A 17,875-nucleotide genomic window follows, 5' to 3' on the forward strand; every position below is an offset into this window, starting at 1 on the left:
CAGAATGGATAAATCATCACTAGTAGGGATTATATTAGGCCTTATCGCAGTGGGAGTTGGGATGTTCATGAAAGGAGTAAGCCCGGTGGTTTTAATTAATCCGGCTGCTCTTTTAATTATCGTTTTAGGGACGATGGCATCCGTTACAATCGCTTTTCCGGGTTCTGAATTAAAGAAAGTTCCAAAGCTGTTCGGCATTTTATTTAAAGAACGACAATTAATGACGCCGCAGGAAGTGATTGGATTATTTACGGGCTGGGCAGAATTGGCGCGTAAAGAAGGATTGCTTGCATTGGAGTCAAAAATGAGTGAAATTGAAGATGATTTCTTGAAAAATGCAATGAATTTAGCTGTAGATGGTCAAAGTGCAGATTATATTCGTGATGTACTCAGTGAAGAAGTAGCCGCGATGGAAGATCGCCATCTTGCTGGCGCTGCCATTTTCACGCAGGCTGGAACGTATGCCCCGACACTAGGCGTACTTGGTGCCGTTGTGGGCTTGATTGCTGCTCTTGGAAACATGGCAGATATAGATGCGCTTGGTGCAGCGATTTCAGCTGCATTTGTTGCCACATTGCTTGGGATTTTTACTGGATATGTGCTGTGGCATCCGTTTGCAAACAAATTAAAACGGAAATCGACAATGGAAGCAAAAGTGAAGGAAATGATGATTGAAGGTGTTTTGTCGATTCTTGAAGGAGAAGCACCTCGTGTATTGGAACAAAAACTGTCCTCCTACTTGCCAGCGGATGAAAAGAAAAAGCTGATCGAATCATCTGGGGGGGGACAAGGCGATGGGGAAGCATAAAAAACACAAAAAACATGAAGAACATGTCGATGAGTCGTGGCTTATACCGTATGCCGATTTGTTAACATTGCTTCTTGCGCTTTTCATTGTGTTATTTGCAAGCAGTACCCTCGACGCAAAAAAGTTTCAGGCAATTGCAGCTGTATTTAGCAACGAATTCACGGGTGGTACCGGGGTAATGGATTTCCCTAGCCCGGTGGAAGATACAATGCAAGAAACAGACGAGCAAGAAGGGCTGAAAGCAGCAGACCGTGAAGAACTTGAAGAAATGCAAAAGAAGATGACGGCCTATATTAAAGAAAATAATTTGCAGGATAAAGTGGAAACGGTGCTGAATGGAGAAGGACTTCTTCTTCGTATTCGAGATAATGTTCTATTCAATTCAGGAGCTGCTGAAATTCAGCCTGATCAGCTTAAAATTGCGGAGGAAATCTCCAACCTGCTTGTCATGGATATTCCAAGAAGTATTATTATAAGCGGGCATACAGATAATGTTCCGATTGGAACTGCACAGTTTGCTTCAAACTGGGAACTCAGTGCTTTGCGCTCCGTTAACTTTATGAAAGAAATATTAAAGAATGAAAAGCTGGACCCGCGTCTTTTCAGTTCAAAAGGGTACGGTGAATACCAGCCAATCGCGTCAAACGTCACGAAGTCAGGACGTGCACAAAATCGACGCGTTGAAATCTTAATTTTACCTCAAGGTGAAACTGATCAATCAGCAAGCTCTTCGACAAAATGACGGGATATCCCCGTCATTTTTTTGTTTACGGATAAAGAAAAGGGGAAACTCTTAACTGTAGACAAACGAAAGGGGAAATTGATGTGAATAAAAAAATTGCTGTCCTAATTACAGATATGTTTGAAGACATTGAATACACAGAACCAGCTAAAGCGTATGAAGAAGCTGGTCATGAACTGATAACAATTGAAAAAGAAGCAGGCAAAACCGTTACCGGGAAACAAGGAAACGCAAAAGTAACAATCGATAAAAGTATTGATGATGTGACGGTTTCACAATTTGACGCATTGCTCTTGCCAGGTGGATTTTCACCCGACCTTCTTCGTGAAGATGACCGGTTCGTAAAGTTTACGAAAGAATTTATGGACACCAAAAAACCGGTGTTTGCGATTTGCCACGGGCCTCAGCTGCTCATTTCAGCTAAATCACTTGAAGGTCGTGATGCAACCGGGTATAAATCCATTCAGACGGACTTGGAGTATGCCGGTGCAAATGTGCATGACAAGGAAGTGGTCGTCTGTCAAAACCAGCTTGTGACCAGTCGTAAACCAGACGACATCCCAGCTTTTAACCGTGAGTCACTAAAATTACTTGCTGTTTAGAACATAATAGGAAAAATAAGAAAAAGGACACTTTGTGCTAAACAAAGTGTCCTTTTTCTTATTTGCGCAAGTTGCCAAGCTCTTCGGCGATCGCCTGCATTTCATTCGGGCTGAAGGAATTTTTGCGGGCAACGAGTTCATAAATGTCTTTTAAATCGTCATAAGAAGAATTGCTGAAATGTTCCGGGCTGATAGCACCTGTATTGACCATGCGAAGTTTCGTTGTAATTTGTTCGACCATGTACTGAATGTTTTCGGCTGATTTTACACTTAAGTCCACTGTAATTCACCTTTTTCATTTTTTATTCATCATTCCATTTTTTTATAGTGTTGTCAATATGATAAGGCCGTTCTGATATTATACAATTCGTTTTTCTTCCTGTATTTTTTTCAGTACTTGCCGTGTTTCCGCCACGACAATGCCGGAAAGGCCTAGAAGCCCGATTAAGTTAGGGAGCGCCATTAAACCATTCATAATGTCTGAAAATGTCCAAACGATTTCAAGGCTTTGCACACAGCCGACGTAAACAGCAAGAACGAACGCGATCCGGTAAAACGTAACAACTTTTTTGCTGAATAAGTATGAGAAACATTTTTCACCGTAATATGACCAGCCAATGATCGTTGATGACGCGAAGAACAATAAACCTATTGCTACAACATATGACCCGGCAGGACCGAGGAAAGTACTGAATGAGACGGTTGTCAGCTCGCTTGCCTCCAGTCCTGAATCGTATTGGCCAGCAAGAACGATTGTTAATCCAGTAACGGAACAAATGATGATTGTATCAATAAATACTTGCGTCATCGAAACGAGTGCCTGTCGTGCCGGTATGTCCGTTTTTGCAGCAGCAGCGGCAATCGGAGCCGAACCGAGACCAGCTTCATTTGAAAAAACACCTCGTGCGACCCCGTACCGAATGACAATACCGATTGCGCCGCCGGCAACAGCTTCTCCTGTAAACGCATCTTTCAAAATAAGACCAATAGCGGCGGGAATGTCCGTTATGTTTATTAGCAACACGATGAGGCCGGCAATGACATAAAATACAGCCATGATCGGAACGAAGTAAGCTGTAACACGCCCGATCGTCTTGATGCCGCCCAAAAGGACGAGTGCAGTAAAAATAGTTAAGACAATTCCTGTGATCCACGTTGGTACGTCAAATGTAGATTTCAAAACACCCGCTACCGAGTTTGCTTGTACAAGATTCCCGATTCCAAATGCGGCAATGGCGCCAAATAAAGCAAATAAAATGCCGAGCCATTTTTGATTGAGACCGCGTTCAAGATAATACATCGGTCCCCCGGACATTTCACCATCTTCATCTTGTACCCGGTACTTTACAGCGAGCACGGCTTCCGCATATTTCGTGGCCATCCCGAAAAAAGCGCTGAGCCACATCCAGAGCAGTGCCCCGGGACCGCCCATTAACACAGCTGTTGCGACACCGACGATATTGCCAGTTCCGACTGTCGCTGCAAGCGCAGTCATTAGCGCCTGGAAATGGGAAATATCTCCCTTTGACGATTTATCCTGATTTTTACTAAATGCAAGCTTTAACGAATAGGGAAGAAGCCGAATTTGTAGAAAACCGATCCGCCATGTAAGATAAATACCGGTACCGACAATAAGAACTAAGAGCGGAGGCCCCCATATAAAGGAGCTGATCTTGCCCAGCATTTCTAAAAGTGTTCCTTGTTCCATAAAATCCCTCCTTTTTTAGAAACATGAGTGTAACAAAAAAAGACATGATTTTATAAAAATTAATTCTTGTATGATTTGTGTTTCAAAATTTAACAATAAGGGAAAAGCTTCAACATTGAAAAGGAAAATAGGCAGCTTCAGCCGAATATATGTTGTAGATAGTTAAAGAAAGGATGAACATTCCAATGGGAAAAAGTAAATTTTTTGTCAGTGTACTTGCAGGTGCAGCAGCAGGAGGTGCTCTTGCTCTTTTAGACAAAAGCACTAGGTCTGAGATGTCTTCATGGGCAAAATATTTAATCGCACTTGCGAAAGATCCTGAGCAGCTGACAGCCTCATCAAGAGAGTTGATTGACCGTGCCACTGAAACAGCCCGGCAAATTAATGAGGACGTTTCGTTTATTAAAGGCAAGGTAGACAACTTGAAAGACCTCACGCCGCAAGTAAAAGACCTTGTTGATGAGACAAAAACAACATTTGCACCGCAAGGACAAAATCCGGCGGCTTCTGCAGACTCCGCACAGTCGCCTTCATAATATTGGAGGGAAGCAGCATTGGCAGAACATCCAGATAAAAAAGCAGAACTTCGCATTTTCTTTAAACACTTGCAAAGGCGGATTAAAGCATCCGATGTGCCAGGGGTAGCCGCGCAGATGGCTTATTTTTTTCTGCTTGCGCTATTCCCTCTCATGATCTTTACGGTGACGCTTCTCGGTTATTTGCCAATTGATCCGAATGAAATTTTTACGATCATTAAAGATTTTGCACCATCAGATTCATTAAGCATGGTGCAAGACACACTTCAAGAAGTAACGACCAATCAAAATGGCGGACTATTGTCTTTTGGTATTCTTGGAACGATTTGGTCCGCTTCGAACGCAATGAATGCCGTCATTAAAGGACTGAACCATGCATATGACGTTAAAGAATCCCGTGCGTTCTATGTCGCGAGGGGGTTGTCTATTTTGCTGACATTTGCGTTTATTTTCGTTATCGCCGTTATGCTTATTTTGCAAGTGTTCGGTAAACAAATTGGTGAAATCGCATTTGAATTTCTCGGAATGGGCGATCAATTTGTTGTTATATGGACATGGATCAGATTTTTACTCCCGCCAGTCATCCTGTTTCTGGTATTCGCTGGCCTGTACTATTTGGCACCGAATTTAAAGGTGAAATATGTGACCGTATTACCGGGCGCCCTTTTTGCTACACTCGGTTGGATTATTGTATCGTTTGGTTTTTCATTTTATGTCAACAATTTTGGAAATTACTCTGCAACATATGGGAGTATAGGGGGCGTCATTATCTTAATGATCTGGCTTTATTTATCTGCCATGATCATTCTTGTCGGCGGTGAAATAAACGCGCTTCGAAATGACCAAAAACGAGAAAGTGTATAATGAAACCCCGCTTGAATTCAAGCGGGGTTTCATTATACACGTTTTAAAAGGCGCAAGCCGTTTAAAATAACGAGAATGGTGCTTCCTTCATGTCCGAGTACACCGAACGGCAAATCCAGTACTTGAAAAAAGTTTGAGATAATCAATAAAGCGATGACCGAAATCGAGAAAATGATATTTTGTTTTACGATGCGCTGCATTTTACGGGAAAGCTTAATCGCTTCAGCAATTTTCGGCAAATCATTTTTCATTAAGACAATATCGGCTGTTTCAAGAGCGACATCAGAACCTTCCCCCATGGCGATTCCAACAGATGCCGTTGCAAGAGCGGGCGCATCATTAATTCCGTCCCCGACCATTGCAACAGTGCCGTATTTTTTGAGCAAGTCTTTTACGTGATCTACTTTATGTTCAGGCAAGCATTCAGCTATATAAGTGCCAAGTGGCGTTTCAGCGGCAATAGCTTTTGCTGTTTTATCGCTGTCTCCAGTCAGCATAATTGTGAAGATGCCTTCCTCCTGTAATGTTTTCAGTGCTTGTTTTGTTTCATCACGAATAACATCTTTCAGAGCAATGACTGCAGCAATTCCTTCATCATCCGAAACGAATATGATCGTTTTTCCTTCCTCTTCAAACTGTAAAGCAGCCCCATCAGCAAAAGCAGACGCTTCTTCTATTCCGACAAAGGATGCCTTCCCGATTCTCCATTCCTTTTTATCAAATGTGCCTTTTACTCCCCAGCCTGAGACATCTTCAAGATGGTCGGGAGGGGAAAAAGAGATTTGTTCGTTTTGTACAAAACGGACGACAGCGTGGGCAAGCGGGTGATTGGACCGGCTTTCAATCGAAGCCGCTGCTTTTAATAAAGATTCCCGGCTCAGTCCTTCCCGGATGACGATGTCTGTGACTTCCGGTTTACCTCGTGTTAATGTCCCTGTTTTATCAAATGCGATGGCCTTGACGTGACTTAAATTTTCAAGGTGGGCACCGCCTTTAAACAAAATCCCGTTCCTTGCTCCATTTGAGATAGCGGACAATGTCGCCGGCATAATAGATGCGACGAGGGCGCATGGAGATGCGACAACGAGCAGAACCATAGCCCTGTAAAATGTTTCTGTCCAGCTCCAGCCGAGGGCGAAGTGGGGAAGGAACAACATGATGGCGACAACAATCAGCACGCCTTTTACATAGGTCCCTTCAAATTTTTCAATGAATTGCTGAGACGGCGACTTTTCACTTTGTGCAGACTGGACAAGATCAATTATTTTTTGGAATAATGTCTCATTTGATCTTTTGGTTACTTCAATATAAACAGAACCGGTCATGTTCACTGTACCGGCAAATACGTCAGCGCCGGCTTCTTTTGAAACAGGAATCGATTCACCGGTAATAGCAGCTTCATCAATTGTTGTTTGTCCTTTTTTTAGGATGCCGTCAGCTGGTACGCGTTCCCCGGGTTTAACGACAATGATATCTTTTCGTCTTAATTCAGAAACATGGACTTTTTCTTCCATGCCATCACGAACGAGCAGTGCAGTATCAGGCTGAATCTCCATTAAAGCTGAAATTTCCTTCTGGCTTTTATTCATTGTATATGTTTCTAGTGCACCGCTTACGGCAAAGATAAAAATTAACATGGCTCCTTCTGTCCAATATCCGATTGCTGCAGAACCCGCGGCAGCTAAAATCATCAGCATTTCGACATTTAATTCCTTGTTTTCAATTGTTTCTTGAATTCCTTCTTTTGCTTTTGCAAATCCGCCAATGACAAAGGCGGATAAATAAGCAGCAACCGACAGTGTTTCGGAACTGTTTTGATCGAGCATCCAGCCGGCGAAAATAAGAACACCGCTGAGCAGAGCTGCAATTAATTCAATATGCGGTTTTATTTTTTCCAGTATGCTCGATTGAATAGGTGTATTCTCAGTGTACGTAGTCATACAATACCTCCTTCTTCTAATTGAGAATGAAGATCACCATCAAAATATAATCGATCTTAATAATTCCTTTAATGATAAGCTTTTTCAATTAGAATAAATTAATTTTTATTTTATAATAATTATAATGTAAAGTTATAATAACACATTCAATATAAGAAGCAAGTAATTTTTCTTGGCTCAAGTGTTCTGTTTCGCTACAATAGATTTCAAATAAGAAAGAGGTGTGAAACATGGAATTTAACATGAAAGAAGGCGGATTTACCGCTGAATTTCCTTTTGGTAAACTCGATATTTCAGGAGATGACCAATACGGATTCCGTCCATATCAGCTGCTTGTTTCATCTATAGCAGTTTGCAGCGGCGGCGTTTTGCGTAAAATATTTGAAAAGCAGCGTCTTGATATTGAAGATATTACAATTCAAACAGATGTGACACGTAATCCGGACGAGGCAAACCGAGTCGAAAAAATATCGGTTCACTTCATTATTAAAGGGAAAGGATTAAAAGAAGAAAAAGTAAAAAAAGCGCTTGAGTTGACGCGCAAAAATTGTGCAATGGTACAGTCAGTTATTCCCGCAATTGAGGTGGAAGAAACGTTTGAAATAAGATAATTTTTTCTTTGTGTAATCAAAGTAAATAGCGGGTAATAACAAATTATTGTTATTTGAACGTGGATAGTGGAAAGATGGGAAAGCTATTTGCAGTGTGGCAGTCATTGCGCTTTCGACTATAGGGGCGGGCTACAGAAAGTTTGGCGATCGTCGCAGGACCGCGTGTTGGAGGGCTTCTAAATGCAACGTTCGGGAATGCAGTTGAACTTATTATTTCTATCTTTGCTCTTAAAGCCGGACTTGTTGGAGCCGTTCTTGCGTCGTTGACGTGTTAGTTCTTGGAAACTTGAATGTTGAAGGCCGCCATGTTTATAGCGCCAAGTTCTTGTCTCTAATCTCCCTTTTTTTCAACACCAATGCCGCCTGTATCTAAGATTCCAGGCTTGTTTCAATGATTACGGCTGTATTTCTTGGAGTCAGTATTTCAAATAACGGGGAAACAAACTGGTTTGAAGGGTTGACACTTCTCGCTCCATACCTCATCATGGGAATCGGTTTTTACTTGCTGTACATGAAGGGAAGATGACATATGAAGCCGATTAATGACAAAGAAACTCAAGTTGTTTATTTAAAAGAGCGGTTAAATATTTTTATGGAAGTGCTCGATTCAATTGATCCGGAAGAAACGGATGTAGAAGACATTGATCGTCTGATTGGAATGATTGATGACATTGAATTGAAATGTGAGCAGTTCCGCAATCGCGGATGATTGGAACCCATTGAGAGTCAAAATTCTCAATGGGTTTTATTAGTTTTCGTAATGTAAGCATTTGATCTTGGCTTCTCTTCTGAAAAAGAGAGCTATTGAAACCGTTTGCGATTTTTTTCTTTAAAACGAGAATGTACAGGCGTATAATAAAAATATTGGAAACATTTTTAATACATAAGAATTCCTGAGGGGGAGCACAATGAATCTCGAAAAGTTTCAGCAAAGTATGTATGAGCTAGTTGTCGAAACATCGACAAACCTTCCTAAAGATGTGCGCCGTGCAGTTAAAGCGGCGAAAGAACGTGAAAATGCAGGTACACGAGCAGCCATGAGTCTCGATACAATTACGACAAACATTAAAATGGCAGACGATAATATTTCGCCAATCTGTCAGGATACAGGCATGCCAACGTTTAAAATAAAAACGCCGGTCGGTGCTAATCAAATCCAAATTCAAAAAGCCATTTATGCAGCGATTGAGCAGGCGACAAAAGATGGGAAACTTCGTCCAAATTCTGTTGATTCCATCGACGGTTCAAACAGCGGCAATAACCTTGGCCCAGGGACTCCTGTTATTAAATTTGAGCAATGGGAAGAAGATTACATAGACGCGCGCCTTATTTTGAAAGGCGGCGGATGTGAAAATAAAAATATTCAATATAGCCTTCCATGTGAGCTTGAAGGAATCGGAAAAGCAGGCCGCGACCTTGATGGCATTCGCAAATGCATTATGCATTCCGTTTACCAGGCGCAGGGACAGGGCTGCTCAGCTGGATTTATCGGTGTCGGAATCGGCGGCGACCGTTCATCAGGCTACGATCTTGCGAAAGCACAATTATTCCGCAGTGTCGATGACGTAAATGAAAATGAGGATTTACGTAAATTAGAAGAATACGTTATGGAACACGCAAATGAACTCGGCATTGGAACGATGGGCTTCGGCGGTGAAACGACACTTCTTGGGTGTAAGATAGGCGTTATGAATCGTCTGCCGGCAAGCTTCTTTGTATCTGTGGCATATAACTGCTGGGCATACCGCCGCTTAGGTGTTTCAATCAATGCGGAAACTGGCGAAATCAGTGAATGGTATTACCAGGATGGAGAAGATGTTTCATTTGATACAGCTCAAAAAGAAGAACAGGAAGTGAAATCGGAAAGCCGCGTTGTCACTTTACAGGCACCGATTACAGAAGAACAAATTCGCGACCTTAAAGTTGGAGATGTCGTGAAAATTAACGGTATGATGTATACAGGCCGTGACGCGATTCATAAATATTTAAGCACGAACGATTCTCCTGTTGATCTGAACGGTCAGGTTATTTACCATTGCGGCCCAGTTATGCTGAAAGATGAAGAAGGACAATGGCACGTAAAAGCAGCCGGTCCAACTACATCGATTCGGGAGGAGCCTTATCAAGGTGATATTATGAAGCGGTTCGGTATCCGCGCAGTGATCGGTAAAGGCGGAATGGGTCCCAAAACATTAAAAGCATTAGGCGAGCATGGCGGCGTATATTTAAATGCAATAGGCGGTGCGGCACAATATTATGCTGACTGTATTAAGGGCGTCGAAGGTGTGGACTTAATGAATTTCGGAATTCCAGAAGCAATGTGGCACCTTCGAGTTGAAGGTTTTACAGCGGTTGTGACAATGGATTCACATGGAAACAGTCTTCATCAAGAAGTTGATAAATCATCACTTGAAAAACTGGCGAAATTTAAAGAGCCTGTATTTGCGTGATAGGGAAGTCCCGGCTAAATACCGGGACTTTTTTTGATTAGAACAAATCTGTTTTCATGAGATAACTTACCACGCATTACCCGCTTTTATTCAGCGCATTCTACTGAAAAAAGGTGGTGGAGTCGTGCGGCAAGTTATTTTCTTTATCATTTTTCTGTTTATGCTTCCAACCATTGCGGTATCATCTGAAGCCCTTCACTGGGGATTTCAAAAGGGAAGTGAAGGCATGCAGGCGCAGGCAGGGGAAAAATTAGATGAGATGCTGGAGAAATATGATTCCTATTACAAAGGGAATCCGAAAGACAAAGTCCTTTATTTAACGTTTGATAACGGGTACGAAAACGGCCATACGAAAACCATTCTCGACACGCTAAAAAAAGAAAAAGTTCCTGCTGCGTTTTTTGTGACCGGCCATTACGTGGATAGTGCATCTGATTTAATTAAGCGGATGGTAAAAGAAGGCCATATTATTGGTAATCACTCATGGCATCATTATGATTTAACAACGGTTCCTAATAGTACAGTAATTGAGGAAATAAAACTTGTCGAAAAAGAAGTGGCCAGGCTGACAAAGCAAAATAAGACGAAGTATGTTCGCCCGCCGCGCGGAATTTTTTCAGAAAATGTGTTAAAAACGGCACAAAAAGAAGGATATACACATGTCATGTGGTCGATTGCCTTTGTGGACTGGTATGCGGATCAGCCCAAAGGGAAAAAGTATGCGTATGATGAAATTATGGAGCAAATCCATCCAGGTGCAGTCATCATGCTGCATAGTGTGTCCAGAGATAATGCAGAAGCACTTCCTGATGTTATTCGTGATTTGAAAAAACAGGGATATACATTTAAGTCACTTGATGAACTTGCCGGTAATCAGTAACCGGCTTTTTTCCTGTTCTTTTGATTAAAGTCTTTCTGTGATACAGTTATGGACGAGGTGAAAACAGAGATGAAAAATGAAATCAAGATGAAAACGGGACAGACGTTCCCGCTTACCATAAAACGGCTGGGCATTAATGGCGAGGGTGTCGGTTACTTTAAACGAAAAGCGGTTTTTGTGCCGGGTGCTTTGCCAGGTGAAGAAATTACTGCAGAAGCAACGAATGTGCAGTCAAAATTTACGGAAGCTCGTGTCAAAAAAATCAGAAAAAAATCACCCCACCGCGTTACGCCCCCTTGCCCAATTTACGAACGGTGCGGAGGATGCCAGCTTCAGCACCTTGATTACAAATCACAGCTGGTTGAAAAGCGTTCCATCCTTGTACAGGCACTGGAGCGTTACACATCGTTAAACATTTCTGACTTGAATATAAAAGAAACAATCGGCATGGACGATCCATGGAATTATCGAAATAAAGCCCAGTTTCAAACGGGAACTCGTGATGGACAAATTATTGCGGGCTTGTACGTTCCGAATTCAAATCGGCTTGTAAATATTGAGGAATGCATCGTTCATCGACCTGTCATTAACGAAACGATTGAAGCAGTGAGGCAGTTGATGAAGGATTTAGCCATTCCAGTATACAATGCAAATGCAAAAAATGGTGTGAAAACGATTGTGGTCCGGGCAGGATTTGAAACAGGTGAAGTGCAGGCAGTTGTCGTCACAGGCTCAAACGATTTTCCAAAAGCATCGTTGTTTGCTGCTGAATTAATGAAGCGGAAACCGGCTGTGACATCGGTTATGCATAATATTAATCCAGGAAAAACACACCTTGTTTTTGGCGATGTAACAAAGAGGATAGCAGGCAGTGAGACGATTACGGAAAAATTAGGTGAGTTTGAATATGATTTGTCAGCACGTGCATTTTTTCAACTCAACCCGGCGCAGACGGAAAAACTCTATGATGAAGTAAAAAAAGCGGCCAATGTATCACCTACTGATAAAGTGGCTGATGCCTATTGTGGTTCCGGCACTATTGGGCTATGGATCGGACGCAAGGCAGCTGAAGTTCGCGGCATGGATACTGTGGCCGAGTCGATTGCCGATGCGCGTGCCAATGCAAAAAAATATGGAGTTAAAGCAAAGTACGAAACAGGTCCAGCTGAAAAGTGGCTCCCAAAATGGCAGCAGCAGGGATGGACGCCAGATGTACTTGTTACAGATCCACCCCGCACGGGACTTGACCGGAAGCTCATTCAAACGATTAAAACAGTGAAGCCGAAAACTTTTATATACGTTTCATGCAACCCGTCAACACTCGCAAAAGATCTGGCTGAACTCGTCAGTGAATATAAAATTGAAGGCATTCAACCTGTGGATATGTTCCCGCAGACTGCCCATGTTGAGTGTGTAGTAACCCTGAAAAGAAAATTGTAAAGCCAAAATAATATCCTGATTTTGGCTTATCCCTGTATGATTTTAACGAAACTTATGACAAAAATCATTTTTGAAATTTAAGAATGTTAGTTTTAGGACAATTGCAGGGATTTATGTGGTCGATTTTCGTGTTTTTTGTAGAGGGGAAGATCTGGAAGGATATAACTCGTTCCTTAGGATTTATTGAAAATAATAGGGAATCAAGCACGAGTACTTCAAATATTCCAGTAATAATTAAGGGAAGCTGTAATCCAGCTTCCTTTCTTATAAAGTTTTTTGATGATCATAACAATAAACTTTTCCTTGGAATTTCTTAGATAAACAGAATGATTTTGCTTTATCTGATACAGTCTTTTTTATCATCTTTGTTCTGCTTTCTTTGTATGCTATCTACATGTTGTTTTCTAATTGATTGGTCTACAATATTGGAATTCAAAAAGGATTTGTATATCTCCTCAATATCATCCTTCATTAAAATAGGATTTTTGTATTGTAATTTAAGTACAGAAACTTTTCGATTAATAAACCCAGTTAGCTCAATATCATAGACTGCAATTTCGCTGGAATTAATCTTTCGTAACTCTTCATCGATTTTAAAAGTACATCTTTTGTGAATGATACCATGGAAATAAAGTATTGGCGGTATTTTAAATCAATAAAGTTTTTAAGTACAGGAATATGACCATAGTTCTGCATTTATGGGTTCATCATTTTAAACTTGCCATTAATCAACCCGCTTTTTCTATCTTTTCCCCCATAAATAGTTCCCTGATAATTCTTTGTTTCGATTACAAATAATCCATAAGGAGTAACAAAGGGCACTCTTCCTGTTACTTTATTTTTACTGAACAAAAATAAGTTCAGTTCTAGAAATTGGAAATAATGCAGTGTGTATGCATCTGTACAAAGTTGTGAGGATGCTCCTTAATCCTGCAAAAGTTATCTTTCCCAGGCGTCATTACATGGGAAAAAAGCTTTATACATCGTTACCTTGGTGATCATTATTGGTAAAAAGTACCGTTGGCGGTGAGTCTTTTTTCTCATATATTGTTAATGTGTAAAAAAAAGTAATGCTCAACACGAAATGGCAAACTTGCTGAAAATGCAAGGACGCAAAGCTATGGGCCTACGGAATTAGATTCTACGGCTGCCAGGCCGCCGAAAATGAGGAGAAAGTCGAGCATCTCCGTGTGGGATGTTTTTATTTTTGTGCAGAAATCCATTTGCCCGAAAATAAGCCTGCTCCTATTTGCCATTTTTAAATGAGTAAAAAGGGAGGAAGAAGACTATATGAAGATAGTCTTTAAAAATACTTTGATGATTAGCCTGCTGCTCGCTGTGTCCATGATAAGCATTTCAGCGATCGGCTATTTAAAGGCGAAGGAATTTCTGTATGAGAAGTTTCAGGATCAGGCATATGACCAGCTGGAATCCGTAAAAGGAAATATTCATATTTGGACAGAAGGAAAACAGGAAGTAATGGAATATATTGCAGAAGCCGATGAATTGAAATTAGTTGAGACGGCCAAAGCAGCTGCTCTTGGAACACGTATTGCGGAGAGGATGGAAAACCCAGATGCGTTTGCATTTATGGATGCAAAAGGATTTTTGTATTTAGGGAATGCGAAAATTCCTGTGAATGACTATGAGCATTTTATCGATGGCATGAATGGTGAAACGAATGCGTATGATCCCGTTCCTTCTCAATCGCCGGAGCTAAATGGGGCGCCAATTGTACTGGCTTCTTCGCCTGTGTATGGCTCCAATGGCAGCATTGTCGGGGTGGCGTCAGGCGGCTATCCAATTGAATCTCTCATTGATATTATTTCAAACGTAAAATTAGGAGAAAGCGGCTATGCCACAGTTTTCACGAGCGACGGCACGATTGTTGCAGGAAAAAACAAAGAAGACACGTTAAAAAAAAATATTGCCGATTACCAAAATGACGAGTTGAATCAAATTGTGGAGAAAAGCATGAGCGGGGAAACAGGGACGATTGAAACCGTTTTTGATGGTAAAGACAGCCTCGTTTTCTACAGCAAAGCAGAGGAAGCTGACTGGGGCATTATGATTTCAGTCCCCGTCCGTGAGGCGTATGCGGATGCAAACTCATTGCTGAATTATTTTATTCTCCTTACGATTCTTTTTATCACGGTCAGTGCTGGGATCAGCTACTTATTAAATAGCCGCTCGCTAAAGCCGATTACCCATATAAACAGTAAAATTGCAGAACTGGCAAATAATGAAGGAGATTTAACGCAGCGGCTCCACGTTAAGCGAAAGGATGAACTTGGCCAGCTTGCAGGCAATGTGAATGCGCTGCTCGATAGCTTACAGGAATTAATTGGAAGTATTTTACAGGAAGGCGAGATGTTATCAGGGCGTACGTCTGATTTATCGGAAAGCGCGGAAGAAATCGTTCAGCTGTCAAATGACGTTACGCGGAATGTTCAAAATGCGGCCTCATTGTCAACAGAGCAGGAGCAAGGGTATAACACAAATTTGACATCTATTATGGAAATCACAGAAACGGTTTCCGGCATGAAAGACTATTCTTCATTAGTATATGAGAAAATGAAGCACGCATATGAGGAAGTAGAGGAAATCAATCAAGAAATCAAGACATTAATTAATCAAATGTCATCGATCCAATCCTCCATCCTCCATTCTGCTGATACAGTGAAAAAGCTGGGCAGCCGTTCATCTGAAATCGGTAATATTGTCGATTTGATTAAAGGGATTACCGATCAAACAAATTTACTTGCATTGAATGCCTCCATTGAAGCCGCCAGAGCTGGCGAGCATGGGCGGTAGTAGCCGAGGAAGTAAGGAAGCTGGCTGAGCAGTCGTCTGTCTCTGCTAAGCAAATTTCTGAGCTTGTTGGCGAGATTTTAACCGAAACGGCGAATGCAGTTGCCGGAATAGAAGCGGGAACAAGCCAGTTTGGAACAGGCATGGACACATTAAAAACGGTCAATGGCAATTTGCAAAGAGTGTATCATTCGTCAGCGGAATCTTCAGCTGAATCAATGAATATTTTTAATGAAATGGACGGCCTTCTTCACAAAGTAAAAGAAGTAGAGCGAGTGATCTCTAATAATTCCAGCAAGTCGTCTGAGTCCACTGTGTACATTCATGAAGTAGCTTCTTCTTCAGAAGAGCAGCTGCAGTCGATTCAGGCTGTCACTGAATCCATTGAAAAGACAGCTGAGTTTGCCGACGAATTAAAAAGCTTGCTGCAGCGGTTTAAGATTTAAATGAACGAAGAGAGACTGTTCCACCACAATAGGAAGACTATTATGCTGGATTTAGGGATTACTTTTATTTGATAATGGCATATTCAAAGCGCTGGTGAAGGAGATTGAAATGCTCTCGCCAGCGCTTTTTTGTTTATGTATTGAAGACTGGAATGAGGATTGATGATCTGTGGTAAAATAAAGGCTATTGAATTCATAAATTAAAGGCGGGAATATAATGAGCACAGTAAAAGCGGCAAAGATGATTTTAAAGAATAGTTTAGCATACAATTTCAACCTCCCAGCACATGAAGCGGCTGTGCCGTTGAAACGAACGTAATGTTGCACGCGATTATCTTATTTATCCTCGCTGGACTCGCTGAAATTGGCGGTGGTTATTTAATTTGGCTCTGGCTTCGGGAAGGAAAACCGATGTGGTACGGTGCCCTTGGCGGAGTGATTCTTGTTTTATATGGTATTCTGCCGACACTTCAGCACTTCCTAAGTTTTGGGCGGGTGTATGCTGCATACGGTGCTGTGTTTGTCATTCTGTCTATTTTGTGGGGATGGGCAGTCGACAAAAAAGCGCCTGATACATATGACTGGGCTGGTTCTATTATTTGTTTGATTGGTGTAGCGGTCATCTTATGGTGGCCGCGTCAGTAGGGGGAGAAAAATGAATAAATTGTTTGTATTAACAACTGGTTTTGCCTCTGTACAGTGGATGTTTTTCATCTTTGCGAATACAGTGGTGGTGCCGGTATCAATTGGTGCTGCGTTTGGCCTGGCGCCAGATGAAACAGCGATGGTTCTTCGTTCGTCACTCATTTTTACAGGCATTGCATCCGCGCTCCAAGGTTTGTTTGGTCATCGTTATCCGCTAATGGAAGGGCATTCCGGTTTAATGTGGGGCCTTCTTTTAACGCTAAGTACATCGGCCGCGGCACTTGGCATGGATTATTCTGTAATTGGCGGCGGGATTGCAACAGGTGTTATTGCAGCAGGCGTAGTGATGGTGGTAATGGGCTTATTGAAAAGGGTGACATGGCTAAATCATGTTTTTACACCGATGGTTACGAATGTATATTTGTTTCTGCTCGCTGTCCAGCTAATAATTATTTTTTTTACAGGCATGTTAAAAGTAAATGATGACGGAGCAATCGATCCTGCGGTTAGTTTCTATTCTGTTTGTATAGTGATCGCAGTTGCCATTATGAAAATAAAAGGAAAAGAATGGATCAGCAACTTTTCCATTTTAATTGGCATCACAGTAGGCTGGGCAATATATGTGCTGTTGTTTCCAGGAGAAACTGCTGCTGCTAGCCAAGCAAGTTCCTTTTATCTATTTCCGCTTGGAATGCCAAATTTACAATGGGGGATTGTAATAGCTTCATTCGTGACCGGGTTGATTAACATGAGCAATACAGTTGTGTCAGTCCAGGCTGCATCGAAACTATATAAAGAAAAAGCAGAAGAAAAAAAGTATAATCGTTCCTTTTTCCTGACAGGTGTTTTTACTATTGCTTCTGCTCCGCTCGGACTTGTGCCATACGCTCCTTACACATCATCACTAGGATTTTTAGAAAGCACGCGTATTTTTGAGCGGCTGCCGTTTATTATTGGCGGTTTTCTAATAAGTCTGCTTGGTATTATTCCTGCAGCTGGCACTTTTTTATCTGGTATTCCGGTTACTGTTGGAAATGCGGTGTTGTTTGTTGCCTATTTGCAGCTGTTTGGCAGCGCTCTTAAATCTGTACAGGCCGTATCATTTAATTCAAACACGATATTTCGGATTGCTGTCCCCATCCTTGTAGGGATTAGTATTATGGCAATTGATCCAGTAGTATTTAGAAGTTTGCCGTTAACGCTTCAGCCGCTGCTCACAAATGGCATGGTAACGGGCGTCATTTTGTCGATTATACTGGAGAAATTCGTAAGATGGGATAAATATGAATAGAAGTTGTGTAAATTTTCAGAGTTTTCCCCATAAGTAACAGGGTTATCCACAGAATGTGTATAAGTTTATCCACGATTATGGTGAATTTTGTCGTTGATAAA

At 41.6% G+C, this 17,875-nt stretch carries 16 protein-coding genes, 2 pseudogenes and 1 riboswitch; of the genes and pseudogenes, 14 read left to right on the forward strand and 4 right to left on the reverse strand.

Annotated elements, in window-relative coordinates; genetic code table 11:
- The first annotated feature begins 4 nt into the window (after positions 1 to 4).
- The 3 genes from motA (at position 5) to BTO28_RS04055 (ending at position 2,152) form a co-directional block, all read left to right on the forward strand.
- Positions 5 to 808 (forward strand): flagellar motor stator protein MotA, encoded by an 804-nt coding sequence (motA, locus tag BTO28_RS04045; protein WP_076764257.1) that lies wholly within the window; start codon positions 5 to 7, stop codon positions 806 to 808.
- Positions 795 to 1,550, forward strand: a complete 756-nt coding sequence (gene motB / locus BTO28_RS04050; protein ID WP_076764259.1) for a flagellar motor protein MotB — start codon at positions 795 to 797, stop codon at positions 1,548 to 1,550. Before motA ends, motB begins: the two co-directional genes overlap by 14 nt.
- Positions 1,551 to 1,633: 83 nt before the next feature.
- A complete protein-coding gene (locus tag BTO28_RS04055; RefSeq protein WP_076764260.1) occupies positions 1,634 to 2,152 on the forward strand; it encodes a type 1 glutamine amidotransferase domain-containing protein in 519 nt (172 codons plus the stop codon).
- 58 nt (positions 2,153 to 2,210) lie between these two features.
- Here BTO28_RS04055 and BTO28_RS04060 read toward each other — a convergent pair whose 3' ends face one another.
- Together BTO28_RS04060 and BTO28_RS04065 are read right to left on the reverse strand one after the other, a co-directional pair.
- Positions 2,211 to 2,432 (reverse strand): DUF1128 domain-containing protein, encoded by a 222-nt coding sequence (locus tag BTO28_RS04060; RefSeq protein ID WP_076764262.1) that lies wholly within the window; start codon positions 2,430 to 2,432, stop codon positions 2,211 to 2,213.
- A gap of 78 nt (positions 2,433 to 2,510) precedes the next feature.
- Positions 2,511 to 3,860 carry an alanine/glycine:cation symporter family protein gene (locus tag BTO28_RS04065; RefSeq protein WP_076764263.1) on the reverse strand — a complete coding sequence of 450 codons (1,350 nt, stop codon included), beginning with the start codon at positions 3,858 to 3,860 and terminating at the stop codon, positions 2,511 to 2,513.
- A gap of 185 nt (positions 3,861 to 4,045) precedes the next feature.
- Between BTO28_RS04065 and BTO28_RS04070 the strand changes: the two genes are divergently transcribed.
- Both BTO28_RS04070 and BTO28_RS04075 read left to right on the forward strand, forming a co-directional pair.
- Positions 4,046 to 4,396, forward strand: a complete 351-nt coding sequence (locus BTO28_RS04070) for a hypothetical protein (protein ID WP_076764265.1) — start codon at positions 4,046 to 4,048, stop codon at positions 4,394 to 4,396.
- A gap of 18 nt (positions 4,397 to 4,414) precedes the next feature.
- The gene (locus BTO28_RS04075) at positions 4,415 to 5,260 is read left to right on the forward strand and encodes a YihY/virulence factor BrkB family protein (protein WP_083711291.1); all 846 of its coding nucleotides are present in this window, start codon (positions 4,415 to 4,417) and stop codon (positions 5,258 to 5,260) included.
- Positions 5,261 to 5,292: 32 nt separating this feature from the next.
- On the opposite strand, the gene BTO28_RS04080 is transcribed toward BTO28_RS04075, so the two are convergent.
- Positions 5,293 to 7,200 carry a heavy metal translocating P-type ATPase gene (locus BTO28_RS04080; RefSeq protein WP_076764267.1) on the reverse strand — a complete coding sequence of 636 codons (1,908 nt, stop codon included), beginning with the start codon at positions 7,198 to 7,200 and terminating at the stop codon, positions 5,293 to 5,295.
- A gap of 230 nt (positions 7,201 to 7,430) precedes the next feature.
- On the opposite strand from BTO28_RS04080, the gene BTO28_RS04085 reads away from it, so the two are divergent.
- From BTO28_RS04085 to rlmD, 6 genes and pseudogenes are all read left to right on the forward strand, one after another.
- Positions 7,431 to 7,811, forward strand: coding sequence for an OsmC family protein (locus BTO28_RS04085; protein WP_076764269.1), 381 nt, complete (start codon positions 7,431 to 7,433; stop codon positions 7,809 to 7,811).
- Positions 7,812 to 7,933: 122 nt separating this feature from the next.
- A pseudogene (locus tag BTO28_RS17860) lies at positions 7,934 to 8,112 on the forward strand (calcium/proton exchanger); the annotation flags it as partial.
- A 228-nt stretch (positions 8,113 to 8,340) separates the two neighbouring features.
- Positions 8,341 to 8,520 carry an SE1561 family protein gene (locus tag BTO28_RS04090; protein ID WP_076764271.1) on the forward strand — a complete coding sequence of 60 codons (180 nt, stop codon included), beginning with the start codon at positions 8,341 to 8,343 and terminating at the stop codon, positions 8,518 to 8,520.
- A 199-nt stretch (positions 8,521 to 8,719) separates the two neighbouring features.
- Positions 8,720 to 10,261: a fumarate hydratase gene (locus BTO28_RS04095; RefSeq protein WP_076764272.1), complete on the forward strand. Its 1,542-nt coding sequence runs from the start codon at positions 8,720 to 8,722 to the stop codon at positions 10,259 to 10,261.
- A gap of 124 nt (positions 10,262 to 10,385) precedes the next feature.
- Positions 10,386 to 11,141 carry a delta-lactam-biosynthetic de-N-acetylase gene (gene pdaA, locus BTO28_RS04100; RefSeq protein ID WP_076764274.1) on the forward strand — a complete coding sequence of 252 codons (756 nt, stop codon included), beginning with the start codon at positions 10,386 to 10,388 and terminating at the stop codon, positions 11,139 to 11,141.
- Positions 11,142 to 11,210: 69 nt separating this feature from the next.
- Positions 11,211 to 12,581 (forward strand): 23S rRNA (uracil(1939)-C(5))-methyltransferase RlmD, encoded by a 1,371-nt coding sequence (gene rlmD, locus BTO28_RS04105; RefSeq protein ID WP_233129819.1) that lies wholly within the window; start codon positions 11,211 to 11,213, stop codon positions 12,579 to 12,581.
- A gap of 696 nt (positions 12,582 to 13,277) precedes the next feature.
- On the opposite strand, the gene BTO28_RS17865 is transcribed toward rlmD, so the two are convergent.
- Complete coding sequence (locus tag BTO28_RS17865) at positions 13,278 to 13,403, reverse strand: nuclease-related domain-containing protein (protein WP_158068780.1); 126 nt, start codon at positions 13,401 to 13,403, stop codon at positions 13,278 to 13,280.
- Positions 13,404 to 13,657: 254 nt separating this feature from the next.
- Positions 13,658 to 13,744: riboswitch (cyclic di-GMP riboswitch) on the forward strand.
- Positions 13,745 to 13,925: 181 nt separating this feature from the next.
- Here BTO28_RS17865 and BTO28_RS04115 point away from each other — a divergent pair.
- The 3 genes and pseudogenes from BTO28_RS04115 to BTO28_RS04125 all read left to right on the forward strand — a co-directional run bounded on the left by BTO28_RS04115 (position 13,926) and on the right by BTO28_RS04125 (position 17,774).
- Positions 13,926 to 15,838, forward strand: a pseudogene (locus BTO28_RS04115) (methyl-accepting chemotaxis protein).
- Between the two features lie 318 nt (positions 15,839 to 16,156).
- Complete coding sequence (locus BTO28_RS04120; RefSeq protein ID WP_076764277.1) at positions 16,157 to 16,483, forward strand: YnfA family protein; 327 nt, start codon at positions 16,157 to 16,159, stop codon at positions 16,481 to 16,483.
- A gap of 10 nt (positions 16,484 to 16,493) precedes the next feature.
- Positions 16,494 to 17,774, forward strand: coding sequence for a uracil/xanthine transporter (locus BTO28_RS04125; RefSeq protein ID WP_076764279.1), 1,281 nt, complete (start codon positions 16,494 to 16,496; stop codon positions 17,772 to 17,774).
- The last annotated feature ends 101 nt before the right edge of the window (positions 17,775 to 17,875 follow it).

The organism is Domibacillus epiphyticus (assembly GCF_001975785.1).
Lineage (GTDB): Bacteria > Bacillota > Bacilli > Bacillales > Domibacillaceae > Domibacillus > Domibacillus epiphyticus.

Bases quoted from the DNA above. Each gene is read 5' to 3' on its own strand.
- motA (WP_076764257.1), top strand. From the start codon at position 5: ATGGATAAATCATCACTAGTAGGGATTATATTAGGCCTTATCGCAGTG.
- motB (WP_076764259.1), top strand. From the start codon at position 795: ATGGGGAAGCATAAAAAACACAAAAAACATGAAGAACATGTCGATGAG.
- BTO28_RS04065 (WP_076764263.1), bottom strand. From the start codon at position 3,860: ATGGAACAAGGAACACTTTTAGAAATGCTGGGCAAGATCAGCTCCTTT.
- BTO28_RS04070 (WP_076764265.1), top strand. From the start codon at position 4,046: ATGGGAAAAAGTAAATTTTTTGTCAGTGTACTTGCAGGTGCAGCAGCA.
- BTO28_RS04080 (WP_076764267.1), bottom strand. From the start codon at position 7,200: ATGACTACGTACACTGAGAATACACCTATTCAATCGAGCATACTGGAA.
- BTO28_RS04085 (WP_076764269.1), top strand. From the start codon at position 7,431: ATGGAATTTAACATGAAAGAAGGCGGATTTACCGCTGAATTTCCTTTT.
- BTO28_RS04090 (WP_076764271.1), top strand. From the start codon at position 8,341: ATGAAGCCGATTAATGACAAAGAAACTCAAGTTGTTTATTTAAAAGAG.
- BTO28_RS04095 (WP_076764272.1), top strand. From the start codon at position 8,720: ATGAATCTCGAAAAGTTTCAGCAAAGTATGTATGAGCTAGTTGTCGAA.
- rlmD (WP_233129819.1), top strand. From the start codon at position 11,211: ATGAAAAATGAAATCAAGATGAAAACGGGACAGACGTTCCCGCTTACC.
- BTO28_RS04120 (WP_076764277.1), top strand. From the start codon at position 16,157: ATGTTGCACGCGATTATCTTATTTATCCTCGCTGGACTCGCTGAAATT.
- BTO28_RS04125 (WP_076764279.1), top strand. From the start codon at position 16,494: ATGAATAAATTGTTTGTATTAACAACTGGTTTTGCCTCTGTACAGTGG.